The organism is Stenotrophomonas sp. 22DLJC03 (assembly GCF_056861405.1).
Window position 1 is genome coordinate 472,324 of the sequence record NZ_JBSPUG010000002.1, and the last position, 19,407, is coordinate 491,730.

Below are 19,407 nucleotides of genomic sequence, written 5' to 3' on the forward strand. Positions count from 1 at the left end.
GGATGCGCCCAGGGATCCCCGCAAAGGAACTGCCATGAGGGCTGTTGGACGTCTGCTTCTCTGCAATGCGCTGGCATGTTCGGTCTTGATGGCCACGTCGGTTTTTCCAGCAGTTGGCGCAACATCTTCCGAACGTGCACATCCGCGCGCGCAGGATGCCATCGATGACTGGCTTGCGGCGTTCAATGCAGGCAGCCTCGATGCGTTGCAGGCATTCGCCGACAGGTATGCGAAGAAGCAAGGCAGTAGTCCCAAGGACTATCTCGAGTTCCGCGAGAGCACCGGCCCACTGCGCGTGCTGGAAACACTCGAGAGCGCGCCCAGCCAGGCGAAGCTGCTGGTGATGGGCCAGCTGAGCGAGCGCGCAATGTGGGTGACGGCCGTCATGGATCCGGCCAGCCCGGCGCATGTGAAGCAGTTCCAGATCGAAGGCACTGAAACGCCGGACAAGTTCAAGCCGGAGAGGGTTGCTTTGCCTGCGCTGATGGCCGATGCCACAGCAAAACTGGAGGCGCTGCGGGCGCAGGATGCGCTGTCGGGTGCGTTGCAGGTGGCACAGAACGGCAATGTGCTGCTGGACTGGCGCGGTGGCGATGCCGATCGCACCGCTGGTATTCAAGTGGGCGTGGGTACGCAGTTCCGCCTTGCGTCTTCCAACAAGATGTTCACTGCAGTGGCCATCCTGCAGCTGGTGCAGGAGGGCAAGCTCAGCCTTGATGACACGATCGGCAAGCATCTGCCGGACTATCCGAACAAGGCCGTTGCCGGTACCGTGACCGTGCGCCAACTGCTGACCCACACCAGCGGCCTGGGCGATTTCTTCGGCGACGATTTCGAGCATTATTCCGCGTCGTTGAAGACGCTGGATGACTATGTGCAGCGCTTTGCCAGGGATGCACCGCACTTCACGCCGGGCAGCCAGGACAGCTACTCGAACTATGGCTTTATCGTGCTTGGGCGGATCATCGAGGCCGTCTCCGGGCAGTCGTACTACGCGTATTTGGAAGAGCACATCCTGCGCCCGGCTGGAATGACCGGCACCGGCTTCGAGCCGGAAACAGTGAGCGTCCCGCAGCGTGCCGTCGCCTATACGAAGAAGGATGGGCAATGGGTCCGTGAAACGAAGTCGCTGCCCTGGCGCGGCATGTCAGCCGGTGGTGGCTACAGCACGGTGGCCGACATGGTGAAATTCGCCGAGGCATTGCGCAGTGGAAGGCTGGTCTCACCTGCATTGCTGCAGCAGGCCACCACGGCGCAGAACCACAAGGGCTGGTACGGATTCGGCTTCGTGGTGCAGGGCGAGGGCAGGGAGCACCAGTACGGCCACGAAGGCGGTGCGCCCGGCTCCAACAGCGCCATCGTGGTGCTGCCCGCACAGGGCTATGTGATCGTTGGGCTGGCCAATGTCGATCCGGATGCGATCGGCAATGTGGTCAATTACATCGCGCGACGTGTGCCGCTTTGATCGCGACGTGTGCCGGTCATTCCGGCACCCGCACCATCTTCGTCATCAGATGTTCCACCACACCTGTCGGGTCCGCAGTGCGGCCGACGTGCGTGCTCGACATCTGCACCACCGAACTGCGCTTGGCAGTGAGGAAATGGAAGCGCGCACGCGCGGGCAGCTGCGCGATTGGTCCGGCGGTCGCGTCGCCGCGGCAGATGGCCACGATCGCATCCAGCCACGGCTGCAGTGCCTCCTGGTCCAGCGCTGGGGCGAAGGCTTGCAGGCGTGCCGGATCGATCTCGATGGCCGCTTCCAGATGACGCGCGCCGGGACAGGAGACGATCACCCCGACGTTGATGAATTCCTCGCGCTCCACCCGCGGTACCACGCGGATGACGGCGTAGTCATACGTGTGCAGCGTGGGCACGGATGGCCTCCTGCACGAACACCGCACGCACTTTCAGGCGGTGCTTGAGATAACTGATGTAGCCTTGGCGGTAGGCCTGCGGGCTGTCGAACGCGGGCTCATTCACCAGCCAGCTGTCCGGCACCAGGCCGACGATACGCTCGATCTCGGCATCGGTCAGGCGCGCGGCCAGCTCGGCATCCACCGCGGCGATGCGGCTGGCGAACGACAGCAGCACATGGTCGCGGATCAGAACGAACGGCTTCTCGCAGGCATCGCCAGCATTGGCCCAATCGTGGTGGAAGTACATCGCCGCGCCGTGATCGATCAGGTACAGCCTGCGGTGCCACACCATCAGGTTGGGGTTGCGCGTGGTGCGGTCGACATTGCTGGTGAACGCATCGAACCAGACGATGCGCGAGGCCAGATCGGCATCCACCGGCATTGCCGCCGGGTCGTAGTTGATCGCACCGGGCAGGTAGTCCAGGCCCAGGTTCAAACCTTCGCTGGCGCGGATCAGTTCCTGGATCTCCGGATCCGGCTCGGTGCGGGCGAACTCGCGGTCCAGCTCCACGAACAGGATCTCCGGAATCGGCAGGCCCAGCGTGCGCGCCATCTCACCGGCGATCAGTTCGGCGATCAGTGCCTTCGGTCCCTGGCCGGCGCCACGGAACTTCAGCACGGCCATGCCGTCGTCGTCGGTCTCGACCACGGCCGGCAGGGAGCCACCTTCCCGCAAGGGAGTGATGTAGCGGAGGGCATGTACGGTGCGCATGCGCGCATTCTAGCGTGGGTGCCGCCAAGGGAGCGCCGGGAGCGCCCCGGCGACTCCATGTCGTTCACCGTCAGTGAGCCAGCGCACCGCGCTGCTGTTCCAGCACCTGCGCGCGGGTCTGTTCCTGCGAGGCCTGGTCGGCCTGCCGGTTGACCACGGCCAGCGTGTCCAGGCTTTCCTGCACGGGGCGTTGTGCGGCCTCGGCAGTGGGCGAGGAGGCGCGCAGCGAGGCTGGATCATCCAGCGGCCCCTTCACCACGAAGATGTTCTGCGCCGCGCCCGTACCATCGGTCTGGCGGCTGAGCACCACATGGTCGACCCGGTCCAGCCCGTTTTCGCGGGCCAGCACCAGAAGGCTGGCGCTCAGGCGCTCGCTGGACGCATCGAAGCTGCGTCCATTGGCGGCATCCAGCTCAGCCACCTTGCCGCGGATCTGTTCGTGCAGGGAGCGGTCACGCCCTTCCGCAAGCGGCGTCGGTATGCCATCGCCCTCCGTCGCATGCCGTGCGGTGATCGGCACATGCGTATGCGTGCCCTCAGTGTGGTCGAAGTAACGCAGCGTCGACGGCGAGGTACTGGTATCGAAGTAGGGCTGGCGCGGGGGCGAGCCCTCGCCGAGGTTGAGCCCGTTCTGCTCCAGCAGGCGCTCGTCCAGGCCCAGCTTCTTCATGTTCACTTCCATCCGGCTGACGCCGTCGGGCGCTGGATTCGCGGCCTCGTATCCGCTGGCCAGTTCGATCGCTTGGACGCCGTAGAAATTCTGGTAGTCCGAATTCCCATGATGGCCCAGGCCGGTGCTGACGCCCTGATCGTAATAGTGCTTGGCCATTCCCTCGATGTTGGCTGCGGTGGGGGAGATGGTCAGGTCCGCATTGAGGGTCAGCTCCGGGTGCGGCGCATAGGTGATCGGCGGGCCGGGTCGCGACTGGATGACGTCTGTCGAGCGGGTGCTGGCTTCATACAGGTCGCGCAGGGTAGCGTCCGGGTTGCTGGCACGTACCTGGCTGACCAGCGCATTCCAGCCTGCGATGTTCGAAGAGGCCTCATCGCGGCGGTTGGCCGCGAGCAGGGTGCCGATCGCCTCGGTGTAATCATGGCTGGTGGTACGGCCTGCGATCTGCTCCACGTCGGCATCGAACTGCACGTAGGCACGCTCGACATCAGCATCGTTGAAGCCATGCTGGATCTCGTGACCGAGCACAAAGGTGACCTCGGCTGCGTTGAACCTGTCCGGTGCCGCCGGGGTCGACAAGCTGCTGGCGGGCAGGTTGATGGATTTCGTGCCGGTCTCGTAGGTACCACCCGCATTGCTTGTGGCGGGCAACAGTTCGAAGCGTTCCAGATAGCCTGCCGCGATGGCTGCGTCCACCTGCTTTGCCAGCACGGGCGAACCCGCGATGACGCTGCGCAGGTTGCCGACCTGGTCGCTGGTGACGTCGGTCTTGCCGGCGAACTCGCCCAGCAGGCGTTCCGTTTCTGCGGAAAGGATCGTCATTGATGGCTCCCCTTACTGCACGGTGACAAGACGCACGCAGGCATGCGTGGCGTCGCCGAGGGCGTGGGGGTTCTCGGGCATCGTGTCGACCTTGATGCTCAGCTGCGGTCGATCGAAGCGGTCGTAGATCACCCGGCCGTGTTCGCCGCGCACCGTCTCGCGCTTGAAGCCAGCGGCATCCAGTGCCGAAGCGAAGTGGTTGAAGTCGACCTGGCAGATCGCCGCAGCCGAGGCCTTGCGATCGCTGCTGGTGTCCATGAAGTTCAGGTCCAGCCGCGCGTCGGCAGTGCCGGCCCGCTGCACTTCCAGGCCATAGCCCCATTCCGGTGTCAGCGTGCCGCCATAGCCGAAGTGGCCGGGGCCGAAGACCTGCGCCGGCGCCTGCATCGCCGCGGACAGGCGCTCGGCGGTGAGCTCGCGGGTGGAGGTCGTCGTCTTGATAAGGTCCAGCAGGCGCAACAGCAACTGCTCGGCGTTGAGCGGAGAGGGCGGGGAAGTCTCGGCTACAGATGGGGCCATGGTGTCGGTTCCTTGAGAAGTCGGCGTGCGGTCGGCGGCATGTGCGCAGGCGCAGAGCGTGGCCGCTGAAAGTGCGAGCGTCCACGGTCGTATGAATGCGTACCGGGGCATGTGCGTTCCTTGCAGATTGAAGGCTGACCCTAGGTGCAGCCGGGTGAAGCAGAGGTTAAGCGTAATCGAGGCACCCGAATGCGATACAAAAGGTGAACGGGTGCGCATTCTTCACTTGACCATTCCGCGCGCGATGTCAGCATCGGGTCCATGGAGCATCAACTTCGCGTGTGACCTTCAACAGGAGGCCGTCATGCAACAACTGCGCAGCTGTCACGCTTTACCCTGCATGCAATGCAACGCGTGGTGTTGACCCTGGTCTGATACGGCCACTTTGCCGGCACGGATGGCCGCCACCCACAGCATCCGCCACTGTTCACCCGACGCGGTCCCGGCCTTGACGTGCCGGCCCTGCAATACAGACATACGCCCGTCAGATTGTCCCTGCGTTGCCCGATGGCCTTCGCAGCGCGAAGGCTGGCTTGTCCATGATGATCCTGCAGGCTTTGGAGGTGCACCGATGAGCGACCAATACGAACGAATGCTGCCGGCCCTGGACGATGCCAAGGTCGAAGAAATGATCGGAAAACTGGTGCTGGTCGGGGTGACCCGCTACGGCGGCGACGGCCAGGTGCAGGGACTGGAGCAGTATGCGGGAACAGTGCTGCGCATCAGTGCCGATGAAGGTGTGGTGCTGGCCGACGAGAACGATGGCCACGAGCGTTACCTGCCGCCGATGCTCGACCAGTACCTGCCGGCCCAGCCGGGCGAGTACCGGATGAGCAACAGCGGCATGATCGTGGTCGACCCGGACTATCTGACCGCCTGGGACCTGCACGCCCAGCAGTAGTGCCAGGCCATGCCTCGCAATGGCCGTCCGGCCACCTGCACTCCACTTTGCCCCATCCGGCCACTAGCCCTTCCGGCCCATTCACGACAACCCCTGCGGTGCTAGATTCGGGGCCATGCCCGATTCCGGGTACCCATTCACACCCCAGGGGATAAGGATGCTGATCCGTCGAACCTCTCTGGCGGCGGCTGTTGCCGTTGCCACTGTCGGCCTGCTGGCCGCTGGCCCGGCGCTTGCCGATTACGCGAAGCCGCCGGAACACCTGCTCAAGGTGCTGAAGGCGCCGCCGCCGCCGGCACCGAACGTGGCCCCGGGCGGCCAGCGCCTGCTGCTGACCACCGCACAGACCTATCCGTCGATCAGCCGCGTCGCCCAGCCGTACCTGAAGCTGGCCGGTGTGCGTCTGGAGCCGAAGAACCGCAGTCGCCATGACACTCCCGGCGGCTACGGTATTCCGGCCTGCGTGGCCGACTTCACCCTGGTCGATATCGGCAGCGGCAAGGAAACCAAGGTCAACCTGCCGCAGGGCTGCGCCACCGGCGCGCTGTGGTCGGCTGACGGCAGCCATTTCGCCTTCCAGAATGCGGTTGATACCAGCGTGCAGCTGTGGGTCGGCGATGCTGCGACCGGCCAGGTGAAGCAGGTGCCGAACGTGCAGCTGAACCCGATCTTCGGCTACACCGTGCAGTGGCTGGGCGGCAGCCAGAACCTGCTGGTGAAGCTGGTACCGGCCAATCAGGGTCCGGCGCCGTCCAACGGTGGCGTGCCGACTGGTCCGGATGCGCAGGAGTCGCTGGGCAGCAGTGGCGAGAGCAGCACCTACGAAGCCCGCGACACGCTGACCAGCGTGCATGACGAGAAGCTGTTCGCTTACTACGGCGCTTCGCAGCTGGCCGTGGTCGATACTGCCGCCAACAGCGTGCGCCCGGTCGGGCAGCCGGCGCTGTTCAATGAAGTCAGCGCCGCGCCCGATGGCGTGCATGTGCTGACCGAATCGATCAAGGCCCCGTACTCGCATGCCGTGACCTACCAGCGCTTCGCCAACGATGTGGCAGTGCTGGATGTCAGCAACGGGCGCAGCACGCCGATCGCCAGCCTGCCGCTGGCGGATCGCGTGCCGGTGCACGGCGTGCCAGAGGGCCCGCGCGGTTTCGACTGGCGAGCCACCGATCCGGCCACTCTGGTCTATGCCGAAGCGCTGGACAAGGGCGACTGGAAAATCAGCGTGCCGCACCGTGACCGCGTGCTGATGCTGAAGGCCCCGTTCAACGGCAAGCCGACCGAGATCACCCGTACCGCGCAGCGCTTCGAGGGCTTCGCGTGGACCGCCGATCCGGCCGTGGCATTCCAGTACGAGAACGACGAGAACCGCCACTGGATGCAGACCCGCATCGTCGATGTGGACCAGCCGAAGAAGGAAGGCCGCCTGCTGTGGGACATGTCCAGCGATGAGCTGTACGGCAATCCCGGCAACCTCGTGTTCACCCGCCTGCCGAATGGCGCGCAGGTCGTGCGCCGTGAGGGCAACCACGTGTTCCTCAGCGGCCGTGGCGCCTCGCCGCAGGGCGACCGTCCGTTCCTGGACCGCCTGGATCTGGACACGCTGAAGAGCGAGCGCCTGTTCCGCAGCAGTGCCGACGCCTACGAACAGTTCCTCGGCTTCAGCAACACGTCGGGGCGCTACCTGACCTGGCACCAGTCGGTGATCGATCCGCCGAATGCCTTCATCCGCCAGCAGGGTGAAGCGGTGGCCGGCGCGAAGACCGGCGAAGCGCAGTTCGCCTCTACCGCTACCGCGCTGACCAGGCTGGTCGACCCGACCCCGGAAGTGCGCCAGATCAAGAAGCAGCTGGTGACCTACAAGCGCGCCGACGGCGTGGACCTGTCGTTCACTCTGTACACGCCGCCGGGCTACAAGGAAGGCCAGCGCGTGCCGGCGATCCTGTACGCGTATCCCGCCGATTTCGCCAATGCAGCGCAGGCCGGCCAGGTGTCCGGTTCGCAGCAGACCTTCACCCGTCTGCAGCCGTACCGCCTGATGCTGCTGGCCGGCTACGCGATCATCGACAACGCCTCGTTCCCGATCGTGGGTGACCCGAAGAACGCCTACGACACCTACCTGGAGCAGCTGGAAGCCGACGCCAAGGCTGCGGTGGACAAGGCCGTGGACATGGGCGTGGTCGACCGCAACCGCATCGGCGTGACCGGTCACAGCCACGGTGGCCTGATGACCGCCAACCTGATCGCCCACACCAACCTGTTCAAGGCCGGGGTGGCGACCAGCGGTTCGTACAACAAGACCTTCACCCCGTTCGGCTTCCAGAACGAGCGTCGTTCGGTATGGCAGGCGCAGCAGGTGTACCTGAAGGCCTCGCCGTTCTTCTACGCCGACAAGATCAAGCTGCCGCTGCTGCTGGTTCACGGCGAGGACGACGCCAACCCGGGCACCGAACCGTTCCAGTCGCGCAAGCTGTACCAGGCGATCCGCGGCAACGGTGGCACAACCCGCCTGGTGATGCTGCCGAACGAACCGCACTGGTACACCGCGCTGGAATCGAACGAACAGCTGGTGGCGGAAATGCTTAACTGGTTCGACACTTACGTGAAGAACGCAAAGTAGCGTCGAGCTTGCTCGACTGCCGTGGAAAGGCCGCCTCCCGGCGGCCTTTCTGCATCCTGTAGAGCCGAGCCCATGCTCGGCTGCTGTCCACATGTAAATGATGCCGACGGCTTTGCAATCAACTGTGGAGACTCGGTAACGACGTGTTACCGGCACATTCGCATGCCATGCAGATGGGCTAGGCTGACCCTGTGAGTTCGCCCCGGGTCGGTGCAATGAAAGCCATCCTTCTTGCTGCAACGTTGTACTTGGTCCTGGTCTCAACTGCAGGTGCGCAGCCACTGCCCACCGAACTGGCGCAGCTGGGGATCATCGCCGGCATGCCCTACGCCAAGGCCAAGCGCCTGCTGGACGCCGCAGGCTGGCATGCGAAGCCTGCGCAGGGCGCGCCGGAATCGCTGGACGGCTTTCCGGAAGTCGGATGCCAGAAGGACGGAAAGCAGTGTGCGACGACCTTCGAAAAGGACGGTCAACAGATCGCGGTGCGGCTGGGCACTACCCTGGCAGGGCAGCCGTTCGTGCAGAGCGCTGACTGAGCGTCCGCCACGCTCACGCCAGCGGTAGACGATCCTGCGCGTGCGACAGCCGGTCATGCAGATCGCGCACGTGCTCGGCCTTGGCATGCACCCGGGTGGTATCGCCGAAACTGCGTAGATAAGCGCAGGCCGCGAAGCCGGCGCTCTTCTTTTCGTATTCGGCAATCCAGGCCAGTCGATCCGGATTGTTGGCCTGTTCGGCTGACCATGCGGCCACCGGTGGCCGGATGCGGTACTTCAGGCCAACGCGCCACGGCTTCGGTGTCAGTCGCGCACGGAAGCAATGCTGCAGCCGGCACATGCGCGCGTACAGGGTGTCGGTGCCCAGTGCCTTGAAGAGCGACTGCAGCTGCTCGTCCTCGGGCGAGAACGTGGCATGCATGGCCAGCACGCGCAGTCCGGCCGGCGTGCGGTAGGCGCGCAGATGCCAATCCGGATGCTGTTCGATGAAGGTCGCGACGCGCTGCAGGGCTACACCTTCGGCGCCACCGGCGGCGGCCAGGCGCCGCTTGCGCTGCATCAGCATCGCGGCGTTCACCAGCACCACGGCCGCCACACCCAGTACCAGTCCCACCAGCCAGTGCCAGAGCAGGGTGCCGATGATGGCACCGGCGAACAGCAGCGCTGCGGCGATGAGGGCGGGCATCACGCAACCTGCCGGTGGTTGCGCATGGTCGATGTCGGCGAACAGCACGTCCGGGGTGTTCAGGCACAGCGCGCCATAGCTGTTGCGGGTGATGATGACATCGCTGTCGCGCTGCACGATCTGCTCGCGGATCGGTACCCCTTCCACGCCGTAGTTGCTGCGCACTTCGCGGCGCGGGAGCGCCTGCCCGGCAAGGATGGCGTTGAGCGCTTCGTTGGCACGGCGGTCGGCATGTCCCTGGGCCTCGGCAGGGCCTTCATCGGACCAGCCGAAGCGGCGCACGACCACCGGCCGGCCGCGGAAACGTGCCTGCAGGCGGGCTTCGGCCCAGTACGCGGGAACGATCATCATCGTGCGGTGCTCCATCTTCCGTGGCAGGTGCCGAAGCGAGTCTGGCACAGCGCCGGGGTGCCCGCATCCGCCTGCTGCGGTTGGCCGTGCGGAGTGATAGATTGCGCGCTTCGCATGCACTCCACCAAGGACGGAGCGATGTCCATGATCCTGCGCGGCCTGTTGGCCCTGGCCTGTGCCGGGGCGACGGGCGTGGCCACGGCGGCAGCTCCGGCGGGGCCGCAGATCCTCACCGAGGATGTCAGTCGTTTCTATGCGCTTTACGATAGTGCTGGCGGTAAACCCAGCGTTACGCAGCTGCGTGGATACTTGGCCGAAGGCTCGACGGGCCTGGCGGAGCTGGCCAAGGCGCGTCGGGTCACTCCCGAACGGATGGCCGAGTCCATTGCCAGCCAGCCCGAGCTGTATGCGCAGGGGCGAAGCTGCCTGGGCGAGCTGCCGGCGGTCAAGCAGCGCCTGGTACAGGTGTTCGCCAGCCTGCAGGCGATCTATCCGCAGACCCGGTTCCCGCCGGTGACGATCGCAGTGGGCCGTGGCCGGCCTGTGGGGCTGACCTCGAAGAGTGGGGTGATCATCGGCCTGGAAGCGCTGTGCGCGGCCGACTTCATGAATCCTAATGTGCAGGACCGCTTCGTGCACGTGATCGCACACGAGTACGTGCACATCCAGCAGACCGGCCTGAGCGACTTCGAGCCGGGAGATCCGCGCGCGACCGTGCTGCGCGTGTCGCTGGGCGAAGGCATCGCCGAGTTCATCACCGAACTGATTTCCGGCAACGTCGGCAATGGGCGCCATGCGGCGTGGACGCGCGGCCGGGAAGTGCATATCGAGAGCGCATTCGCACTGGATCTGGACAGCACCGATCTTTCGCCGTGGCTGTACAACTACAAGCCGGGCTCGCAGGAGCCCTATGACCTGGGTTACTGGGTGGGGTACCGCATCGCCAAGGCCTATTACCTGCAGGCCAAGGACAAGCGGGGCGCGGTGCGCGCGCTGATCCAGCAGGACAACCCGAAGGCGATCCTGGCTGCCAGTGGCTGGACGCCGGGCATGTGGATGCCGGCGAAGGTGACCGGTGTCGCGGCGCGCACGGCTGCACGCTGAGCGCCGGGCAGGGCGCTAGACTGGTCCCGTGTCTTGGGAGAGCCCCATGCGTATTCCTGTTGTGCTTGCCAGCGTTGCCGCCATGGTCCTTGGGATCGCCTTGACTGCTGCGGCCGTGGACGCTGAAACGAGTGCGGTCAATCCGCTGCTGCGGACGCCCATTGACCAGCTTCGTCCCGACGAAGTGCGCTTCATGCAGCAGCGCCTGGCCGATTGGCCGGAGCTGCAACGCTATCGTGATGCCAACGCGCAACTGCCTGCGGCAGTGCCGGGCCAGCCGCGCGTGGTGTTCTTCGGCGACTCCATCACCGAAGGCTGGGGAAGGGAAGGCAGTGCCGGTTTCTTCCCCGGCAAGGGCTGGCTCAATCGTGGCATCAGCGGCCAGACCACGGCGCAGATGCTGGTGCGCTTCCCGCAGGACGTGCTGGCGCTGAAGCCACAGGTGGTGGTGATCCTGGCCGGCACCAACGACATCGCCGGCAACACCGGCCCGTCCACGCAGGCGATGATCGAAGACAACCTGTACGCGATGGTGGACCTCGCCCGTGCACGCGGCATCGCCGTGGTGCTGGCATCAGTGCTGCCGGTCAGCGACTACCCGTGGCTGCCGGGCACGGCACCTGCGCCGAAGGTGCGTGCATTGAACACGGCATTGAAGCGCTATGCCGATGCACAACAGATGGTCTATCTGGACTACTACACGCCAATGGCCAATAAGGCCGGTGGACTGGATCAGCAGCTGGCCGACGACGGCGTGCATCCCACCGCGAAGGGCTATGCGGTGATGGCGCCGCTGGCCGAAGCGGCGGTCAAACACGCACTGCAGCAGAAGTAGCTCCCGCGGGCAGACTCGCCAGCAACCACTCGCAGAAACTGATCACCAGCGGATCTGCCGTGCTGTCCTGGTGCACCAGCCAGCTCCAGCGCGGGCCGCGCACGCGTGCCTCATCCAGGGCTTGCAGCAGGCCTTGTTCGCAGGCGCGGGCTGCCAGCAGCTCGCTGACCAAGGCGATACCCAGCCCTTGGCACGCGGCATCCAGTAGTTGCCCGGGCTCGGAGAAATTCATGCCCTCGCGGCGCTGGCCGACATCGGCGCCGCCCTGCACCTGCCATTGGCTCCAGTCCATTTCGCGCTCGCCATGCAGGGTCAGTCGTTCGTGCACGGGCGTCGCCAGCAGCTTGGGATGGCAGGCCGGAAAGAGGCGGTCCTGCAGCAGCACGCGATGCTGGCATTGCGCCTGTGAGTCGAGGTCATCGCGTACCGCTACGTCCAGCGTCTGCGTGGTCATGTCCGGCGCTTCCTCGCTGGTCAGCAGCCAGAGATCGGCGTCGGGATGCAGGCGGTGGAAGCTGGCCAGGCGCGGCACCAGCCAATGCCGGGCAAAGGCCGGGCTGGTGTTGACGATCAGTTGATTGGGCTTGCGGTACTGATCGAGCCGGCGGATGCCGCTGGCCAGCTGCCGCAGCAGGGATTGAGTGGTTTCCAGCAGGTCGATGCCGGCGTCGGTGAGGGTGACGCTGCGGCCTTGCCGGAAGAACAACGGCTGCTGCAGCGACGCTTCCAGGCCCCGGATCTGCTGGCTGATGGCCGACTGGGTCAGGTGCAGTTCCTCGGCCGCGCGATGGAAGCTGCCCAGCCGGGCGGCAGCCTCGAAACCCCGTAGGGCGTTCAGCGGTGGCCAGTGCTTGAGCATTTCAGTTAAGTAAAACTGTTCAAGTGATGGCTGAATCTATCGTTTGTTCTTATGTGTCGGCAAGCGCAGCATAGCGCCCATCCCACACCGGGCCTGGAGCCTGTCATGAGCAATCGTCGTCACTTCCTCACCCAACTGGCGGGCGCCGCTGGTCTTGGTGGCCTGGCCGCTCTGGGTATGGCCGGCCTGCCGGGGCGCGTGGCTGCGGCTGCGCCGGGCGCAGGCATCTGGCGCATGCCCGATGAACATGGTCCGCAGGAACGCGTGTTCCTGGCCTTTGCTGCGCAGCCGCGGGTGTGGGGCGCGCAGGCCGATGCGGTGAACACGACCGTGGCGCGGCTGGCCCGCACCATCGCACGCCACCAGCCGGTCAGCGTGCTGTGCCGCCCAGCGCAACTCAAGCAGGCAAAGGACCGCTGCGGCCGCGAAAACATCGAGTTCCTGGAAGTGCCCTTGGATGACATCTGGGTGCGCGATTACGGTGGTTGCTTTGTCACCAACGACACGGGCGGCCTCGGCCTGGTCGATTTCAACTTCAACGGTTGGGGTGGCAAGCAGAGCGCGCGCAACGATGGCGCGGTGGCACCATGGTTGGCGCAGGTGACCGGCGCTACGCTGCTGGAAAGCGATCTGGTGGGCGAGGGCGGTGGTATCGAAGTGGACGGCCATGGCACGGCGATCCTCACCGAGAGCTGCTGGGTCAACCGCAACCGCAATCCGGACTGGTCGCGCGCGGATATCGAGGCCGAGCTGAAACATCGCCTGGGCGTGCGCAAGGTGATCTGGCTGCCCGGTATCGCCGGCAAGGACATCACCGATGCGCACGTGGATTTCTATGCGCGCTTCGTACGCCCGGGCGTGGTGATCGCCAATCTGGACAACGATCCGGAGTCCTACGACTACGACTTGACGCGCGAACACCTGCAGATCCTGCGTAGGGCCACCGATGCCGATGGCCGTCGCCTGCAGGTGCATACCTTGCCGCCGCCGCTTGACGGACGCGACAACGTGCATACCCGCGACAACGACGATCTGGCGATGGGCTATATCAACTACCTGCCGATCAACGGCGCGGTGGTCGCGCCGCAGTTCGGTGACGACGCAGCCGATGGATTCTGCCGTGAACTACTGGAAGGCATGTATCCCGGCCGCGCGATCGAGCAGGTGGACATCGACGCGATCGCCGGCGGTGGCGGTGGCATCCATTGCGTGACCAAGAACATGCCAAAGGTGGGCTGAGTTGCCTCAGGCATCGTCCTGCTTCAACGCGGCATCAGCCGCCAGCAGCGCTTCGGCGGCTGCACTGAGCGGCGGCGACGGTGGGGCGACCACGCCGATTGCTTCCATCATCTTCGGCATGCCCAGGAACTGCCGCGCGCGACGGTCGTAGATGCCGGTGACCAGCAGCGCACGGGTGGCGATCTTCTGCTCGGTCCCGATCATTACGCGCTGCTCCATGATGCCGCGCGAACCGACCCAGCCCACCAGCCGCGTTTCCAAGGTGAAGCGCTGGAACGGCTTCAGCTCGCGGCGGAACTGGATGGTGCCCGCGCCGACGATCGGCGCCCACTTCTCGCGCAGCGCCACCTGGCCCAGGCCCATGCGCAGAATCAGATCCAGCCGGCCCAGATCGAAGATGTTCCAGTAGCGGCCGTTGGTCATGTGCAGGTTGCTGTCCAGGTCGTTGGGCAGCACCCGGAACTGCAGGCGCGAGACCCCGAACGGGGCCTCCAGCTTGGGCCGGAACAGGCTGCACAGCAGCAGGTGGAGCAGGCGGAACCAGAGATTCATGGTTATGACGACTGTTATAGAATCGCCGGTACGCTAATCTATGACGACTGTCCTGGCAAGGAGCCTGCCGTGAGCCCGCGCCCCTCTGATGCGCCTCAACGCGTGATTGATGCTGCGGCACAGATGCTGGCGCGCGTGGGTCTCAATGCCACCAGCATCCGTGAGGTGACCAAACTGGCCGAGGCGCCGCTGGGTTCCACCTATCACCACTTTCCTGGCGGCAAGCAGGAGCTGCTGGCGCGCGCCACTCACATGGCCGGCGATAAGGTGGAAGCGCTGCTGGTGGAGCTGCTGAAGGGCGGGGCGGTGCAGGGCCTGCAGCAGTTCCTGGCAATGTGGCGCGAGCGCCTGCTGCGCTCCGGGTTCCGCGCTGGTTGCCCGGTACTGGCCGCTGCAGTGGAGGAGCCGGTGGAGGCAGTGCCGAGCCAGCCCCGTGCGGCAGCTGCTGAAGTGTTCGCACGTTGGCAGAGCCATCTGGCCGCGGCGTTCGTCGCCGACGGCCACGGGTCGGCCGCCGCGGGTGGACTGGCCAGCCTGGTGATTGCCAGCGTTGAAGGTGCGGTGGCGATGAGCCGCGCACTGCAGGACATCGCCCCGTTCGACCAGGTGGCCGCGCAGTTGTTGAAGGCTGCCGCGCCTCCTTGATCCGACCGAACCGGCGCGGATCAAGGCCGTGAGCCCCTTTTCGTTCCTGTCTGGCCGTGCGCTATGATCCGTGCCAGGGCCAAGGTATGTGGCCCGGCTGTCAACCACCACTGACGAGGAAGAGCGCATGGAAGTCGCTACACACAGCAACAGGACGTTGTTTCGTTGGACCATGATGGTGCTGCTGGCAGTGTTGATGCCGTTTGCAGCGCTGGCGCAGTCGGCACCCGCAGCGGCTGGGCAGGCAGATAGCACCGAAGCTGCCGTCGCAGCTGAAGAGACAGACTGCCGCGCCTGTACTTATGAGCGCATCGGGCACAAGGTCGATATCGGCCTGGTGGCCCTGATTTCGCTGCTGGTGGTGGGCCTGCTGGTGGCAGTATCCCGCGAATGGGGCACCACGTCGCAGCGCTGGACCTGCCGCACGCTGGCTCTGCTGCTGGTGGGTGTCGGTGTGGCGTTGCTGTGGTGGGCTGGCAGCGTCGTCTACCTGGGCTATAACCCGTGGCAGGAAATGGCCGCCCCCGTCGATGGCTCGCTCACCTCGACACTGCTCAATACCTCACCGAAGTGGCTGGCGGCGATGGTGCTGATCGGCTTCGCGCCTTCCATCTGGAAGCGCAGCGAGCGCTTGCCCGCGTGGCGCATCAGCTGATCTGTATCGGCGGCGCCGGATCACACCCGGCGCCGCCTGAGGCAATCAATCAAAGCGCAAGCGCAAGCCTGCGTAGACGCCGCGGCCTTCGCCCGGCGTCGAGCGAGCCGCATCCTTGCCGGCATCGTCGTAGCCCGGCGTGACCGTGGCGGCGTAGTGGCGGTTGCCGATGTTGCGCATCTCCGCCCAGGCCTGCCAGCGTCCGTTGGGTGCGTCGTAGCCGATGCGGCTGCCGAAGATCACATGGCTGTCGGCCCAGTAGCTGTTGGCGTAGTCCACCGCGATGCGCGAGGCGTATTCGGTGTTGAGGGCGGCGTACAGGCCGGATGCGTGATCGAAGCGCAGCTCGGCCTGGTAGGCGTGGCGCGGCAGGCCGGGCAGGCGGTTGCTGCCGAAACGCGCATCGTGGCGGTAACGGAAGTCGCTGAAGGTATACGCCTGGCGCAGCGACAGGCGGCCGGGCGCTGCCTGCCACAGCGTGCTGTCCAACCCGGCTTCGATGCCACGGTGTACGGTGGGGCTGGCGTTGTTCTCGGCGATGAACAGGTTCGGCACCGGTTGCAGCTCGACGCTCAGCAGTTCGTGGTTCACGTGCGCGTAGTAGCCGGTCAGTTCCCAGCGACCCAGCGCCGCGTCACCGCGCGCGCCCAGTTCCAGCGTGGTGGCGGTCTGGTTCTGCATCGGCACCGGCGCGCGCTGGCGCCCGGTGGACGGGCCATTGCCCGGCCCGAAGTACTGGTTGGAGCCCCAGATCATCGACCACGGATGCGGCGCCTCCACCGAGCGGCTGAGGTTGCCGAACCACTGGGTCTGCGTGCTGTGCTGCCAGGTGAAGCCCAGTCGCGGTGCGTAGTCCCAGTCGTGGTCGCGCAGGCGGCCGCCGCTGCTTGGCCAGGTCACCTGCACATCGCGGCGGGTGTTGATCAGCGCCAGCCCGGTCTGCATGCGCAGACGGTCGTTCAACGCCAGGGTGTTGCTGACGTGCAGCGTGCTGTCGGTGCCGTGGTGGCGGAAATCACGCGTTCGCGTGCCGGCGGCATAGCCGTTGCTGGCAAAACGCAACGACTCGCGCACATCGGCGTCCAGATCGTGGGTGACGCGCAGACCGACCGTGGTTTCGCTGTCCAGGCCGAACAGCTGGTGGCGGCGGCGGTAGTCCAGCGTGGCGTTGAGGTTGGCGTAGTCCAGCTGCTGGCGGTACAGGCTCTCGTTCAAGTCCATCGGGTACTTGTGGTAGACCAGCCCGGCCTGCAGCGAGGAATCCTCATCGATCTGCAACGTTGTGACGTTGCCGACCCAGGTGCTGCCCGGCTGCGGGCGGCGCGCATCGATGGCCAGGTTGGCCGCATTCGCGGCACGTGGGTCGTTGCGGATCTGATCGCGGGTCAGGCGACCGGGCGTTTCGTGACTGGTCTCGCGGTAGCGCACGAAGAAGCGCGTCTGCAGATCGGGCGTGATCTGCCAGCCGATGTTGGCCATCGCGCCCTTGCCGTCGCCGCGCGCCTGGCGCTGATAACCGTCGAATTCGGTATCGGTGTAGGCCAGGAAGTAATCGACACCGCCACTGACGCCGCCCCAGCTGAGGCCACGCTTCTGGTAGCCACGGCTGCCGGCTTCGTAGTGCAGTTGCACGCCCGCCGAATCACGCCCGCTGCGGCTGACGTAGTCGATGGCACCGCCCAGCGCCAGCGCGCCGCGCTCGAAGCCGTTGGTGCCGCGCAGGACTTCGACGCGCGACAGCCACAGCGGTTCCAGCAGCTCATAGGGCGTACCACCCGGGCCGGTCAGCGGCAGACCGTCGATCGACACCGCAATTCCTGAGGCGTGCGCGCCCGGGCTCCGGTTGATGCCCGAGCCACGGATCGAGATCTTGGTGCCTTCGTTGCCCGGCGATTGCGCGCTGATGCCCGGTTGGTAGGCCAGCACATCGGCGCTGCTGGACAGGCGGCTGTCGGCCTTTGCCACGTCGATGACGTTGCCGGCGCCGGGTACGCGCTTCAGCGCCTCGCTCGCCTGCGCGCTGGCATCGGCAGCAGCGGTGACCTGCACGGCATCCAGAGTGGTGGCCTGCGGAGCGGCTGCGGCAGTGGAGGTAAGGCCAAGGGAAACGGCCAGGAACAACAGCGACGGGGTGGGACGGTACGACGAGAGCGACATGCGGGAATGCTGTAAACCACGAAAGTGGCGCGCAAGTTAACAGGTCGGGGGCGCCACGTCACCCATCGGCGGCGTATGGGCCATCCGCAGCATCCATGTAGAGCCGAGCCCATGCTCGGCTATCGCGCGCAGCGCGGGTCTTCTTTGATTGCAACGAAGAGCAGCCGAGCATGGGCTCGGCTCTACAGCAGGGTTCATGGCGAGGGCTTCGCCAGCACCTTGGCCTTTGCATACAGCCGATCAGCCGTTTCCTTCTCGCCCAGTGCCGCGTGGCATTCGGCCAGGCTGTCCCACGCGTTGGCCGAATCCGGATACAGCTCGGTATTCAGAGCGAACACCTTCAACGCATTGCCTGCACCGAGACTTTCGCGGACGGCGTAGCCATCGGCATTGATCGCACGCTCCAGTTCGCTGGCAGGAACCTTATTGCTGTCGCGCAGCCAGCCACGCATCAGCAGTGTCGCATCGGCGGAGTCATCCAGTGCGTATGCAATCAGTCGTTCGGACAGCAGCGCATGCGGGAATTCCTCAGGCGCGGCGACCGCCATGGTGCTTTCCACCAGCGTGCTGGACCAGACATTGCGGGCGCTGCCGTTGGTCAGGTACACGAACACCCAGTAACCGCTGGCCAGCGAGCCCTTGTAGGCCAGCCGCGCACGCACGCGGGTGCCGCCATCGTGGCCGACCTGGGTGTAGCCGTCGTTGCGGATGGTGTCCCAGCCGGTGGAGAAGAAATTGCTGCCGCCGCCGCTCAGTTTCTGCGGTTGCCAGAGTTTTTCCAGCGTGGACGTGCGTACCAGCTTGCCGGTCGCCAACGCCTGCAGGAAACGGTTCATGTCGCCCACGGTGGTCTGCAGGTCGGCGTGGCCCCAACCGTAGTCCGGCCAAGGGACTTCGTTTGCTGGCTGCAGCTGGCCTTCCTTGCCGATGTATGGCACCGCCGCGCGCTGCGCCGGCACGCTGGCTACGCCCCACGAGGTGCTGGCCATCTTCAATGGCTGCAGGATGCGTTCGCGTGCGATGGCCGGGTAGGGCTTGCGATAGTGCGCTTGCAGCAACGCCGTCAGCACCAGGTAGTTGGCCTGCGTGTACTGCACGCGGCTGCCGGTGGCGAACTGCATCGGCGCTGCAGCGGCGACTTTCAATGCAGCGGCAAGATCGGGCGCCACACCGCTGTAGCCCTTGCTCACCCAGCGGTTGTCCACCCGGTCGTAGTACTCGGCGATGCCGGAGCTATGGTTGAGGAAATCGCGCACGTGGATCGCCTGCCAGGCTGCGGGCAGGTCAGGCACGTAGCGGCCGGCGGGTGCATCCAGATCCACCTTCCCCTGGTCTACCAGCTGCATCACCAGCGAGCTGGTCAGCAGCTTGGCCATCGACTGCGCGGCGAAGATGGTATCGACGGTGGCGGGTGCATGGGCAGCGGGATCGCGTTCGCCGCTGGCGCCTTGGTAAAGCACCTTGCCGTTGTGTGCGACCAGCACTGCCTGGCCGGCGATACCGTAGCGCCCGCGGTTGCTCTGAAGTTGGGCGTCGAGCTGAGTAGAGAGAGCGGTGGGGACGTCACGTGCCGAGGCGGGCAGGGCGATGGCCAGGGCACAGAGCAATGCAGCTGCAAGGGTGCGGTACATCGCGGTGATCCGTCAGCGGTGATGGCGCATGTTG

18 protein-coding genes are annotated in these 19,407 nt (G+C 65.6%); 9 read left to right on the forward strand and 9 right to left on the reverse strand.

Features of this window, described 5'->3' with window-relative positions:
* The first annotated feature begins 34 nt into the window (after positions 1-34).
* On the forward strand, positions 35-1,465 hold the full coding sequence (locus tag AC13GA_RS08045) for a serine hydrolase domain-containing protein (RefSeq protein WP_317233338.1): 1,431 nt from the start codon (positions 35-37) through the stop codon (positions 1,463-1,465).
* 16 nt (positions 1,466-1,481) lie between these two features.
* Here the strand turns inward: AC13GA_RS08045 and AC13GA_RS08050 are convergent, their stop codons facing one another.
* From AC13GA_RS08050 to AC13GA_RS08065, 4 genes are all read right to left on the reverse strand, one after another.
* Positions 1,482-1,874 (reverse strand): DUF3037 domain-containing protein, encoded by a 393-nt coding sequence (locus tag AC13GA_RS08050; RefSeq protein WP_046986795.1) that lies wholly within the window; start codon positions 1,872-1,874, stop codon positions 1,482-1,484.
* Entirely contained in the window at positions 1,852-2,628 is a 777-nt protein-coding gene (locus tag AC13GA_RS08055) for a HipA family kinase (RefSeq protein WP_100434942.1), read from the reverse strand. The genes AC13GA_RS08050 and AC13GA_RS08055 overlap by 23 nt, the downstream gene beginning before the upstream one ends.
* Before the next feature lie 70 nt (positions 2,629-2,698).
* A complete protein-coding gene (locus AC13GA_RS08060) occupies positions 2,699-4,123 on the reverse strand; it encodes an XVIPCD domain-containing protein (protein ID WP_428709336.1) in 1,425 nt (474 codons plus the stop codon).
* 12 nt (positions 4,124-4,135) lie between these two features.
* Complete coding sequence (locus tag AC13GA_RS08065; protein ID WP_248298428.1) at positions 4,136-4,642, reverse strand: hypothetical protein; 507 nt, start codon at positions 4,640-4,642, stop codon at positions 4,136-4,138.
* A 571-nt stretch (positions 4,643-5,213) separates the two neighbouring features.
* On the opposite strand from AC13GA_RS08065, the gene AC13GA_RS08070 reads away from it, so the two are divergent.
* The 3 genes from AC13GA_RS08070 to AC13GA_RS08080 all read left to right on the forward strand — a co-directional run bounded on the left by AC13GA_RS08070 (position 5,214) and on the right by AC13GA_RS08080 (position 8,699).
* On the forward strand, positions 5,214-5,543 hold the full coding sequence (locus AC13GA_RS08070; RefSeq protein WP_006376346.1) for a hypothetical protein: 330 nt from the start codon (positions 5,214-5,216) through the stop codon (positions 5,541-5,543).
* A gap of 157 nt (positions 5,544-5,700) precedes the next feature.
* Entirely contained in the window at positions 5,701-8,163 is a 2,463-nt protein-coding gene (locus tag AC13GA_RS08075) for a S9 family peptidase (protein WP_482997833.1), read from the forward strand.
* Between the two features lie 215 nt (positions 8,164-8,378).
* Complete coding sequence (locus AC13GA_RS08080; protein ID WP_482997834.1) at positions 8,379-8,699, forward strand: hypothetical protein; 321 nt, start codon at positions 8,379-8,381, stop codon at positions 8,697-8,699.
* 13 nt (positions 8,700-8,712) lie between these two features.
* Here the strand turns inward: AC13GA_RS08080 and AC13GA_RS08085 are convergent, their stop codons facing one another.
* Positions 8,713-9,696 (reverse strand): hypothetical protein, encoded by a 984-nt coding sequence (locus AC13GA_RS08085; protein WP_482997835.1) that lies wholly within the window; start codon positions 9,694-9,696, stop codon positions 8,713-8,715.
* 138 nt (positions 9,697-9,834) lie between these two features.
* Here AC13GA_RS08085 and AC13GA_RS08090 point away from each other — a divergent pair, with 138 nt between their 5' ends.
* Positions 9,835-10,800: a DUF2268 domain-containing putative Zn-dependent protease gene (locus AC13GA_RS08090; protein ID WP_428709331.1), complete on the forward strand. Its 966-nt coding sequence runs from the start codon at positions 9,835-9,837 to the stop codon at positions 10,798-10,800.
* Positions 10,801-10,846: 46 nt separating this feature from the next.
* Positions 10,847-11,635: an SGNH/GDSL hydrolase family protein gene (locus AC13GA_RS08095; RefSeq protein ID WP_482997836.1), complete on the forward strand. Its 789-nt coding sequence runs from the start codon at positions 10,847-10,849 to the stop codon at positions 11,633-11,635.
* On the opposite strand, the gene AC13GA_RS08100 is transcribed toward AC13GA_RS08095, so the two are convergent.
* The gene (locus tag AC13GA_RS08100; RefSeq protein WP_482997837.1) at positions 11,610-12,494 is read right to left on the reverse strand and encodes a LysR family transcriptional regulator; all 885 of its coding nucleotides are present in this window, start codon (positions 12,492-12,494) and stop codon (positions 11,610-11,612) included. The two genes, AC13GA_RS08095 and AC13GA_RS08100, sit on opposite strands and share 26 nt — an antisense overlap.
* Before the next feature lie 105 nt (positions 12,495-12,599).
* On the opposite strand from AC13GA_RS08100, the gene AC13GA_RS08105 reads away from it, so the two are divergent.
* Entirely contained in the window at positions 12,600-13,733 is a 1,134-nt protein-coding gene (locus AC13GA_RS08105; RefSeq protein WP_482997838.1) for an agmatine deiminase family protein, read from the forward strand.
* A 6-nt stretch (positions 13,734-13,739) separates the two neighbouring features.
* Here AC13GA_RS08105 and AC13GA_RS08110 read toward each other — a convergent pair whose 3' ends face one another.
* On the reverse strand, positions 13,740-14,285 hold the full coding sequence (locus AC13GA_RS08110) for a thioesterase family protein (RefSeq protein ID WP_482997839.1): 546 nt from the start codon (positions 14,283-14,285) through the stop codon (positions 13,740-13,742).
* A gap of 69 nt (positions 14,286-14,354) precedes the next feature.
* On the opposite strand from AC13GA_RS08110, the gene AC13GA_RS08115 reads away from it, so the two are divergent.
* Both AC13GA_RS08115 and AC13GA_RS08120 read left to right on the forward strand, forming a co-directional pair.
* On the forward strand, positions 14,355-14,930 hold the full coding sequence (locus AC13GA_RS08115) for a TetR/AcrR family transcriptional regulator (protein ID WP_482997840.1): 576 nt from the start codon (positions 14,355-14,357) through the stop codon (positions 14,928-14,930).
* Between the two features lie 127 nt (positions 14,931-15,057).
* Positions 15,058-15,585 (forward strand): hypothetical protein, encoded by a 528-nt coding sequence (locus AC13GA_RS08120; protein WP_482997841.1) that lies wholly within the window; start codon positions 15,058-15,060, stop codon positions 15,583-15,585.
* A 45-nt stretch (positions 15,586-15,630) separates the two neighbouring features.
* On the opposite strand, the gene AC13GA_RS08125 is transcribed toward AC13GA_RS08120, so the two are convergent.
* A complete protein-coding gene (locus AC13GA_RS08125) occupies positions 15,631-17,742 on the reverse strand; it encodes a TonB-dependent receptor family protein (protein ID WP_482997842.1) in 2,112 nt (703 codons plus the stop codon).
* Between the two features lie 194 nt (positions 17,743-17,936).
* Entirely contained in the window at positions 17,937-19,373 is a 1,437-nt protein-coding gene (locus AC13GA_RS08130) for a serine hydrolase (protein ID WP_482997843.1), read from the reverse strand.
* Positions 19,374-19,407: the final 34 nt, after the last annotated feature.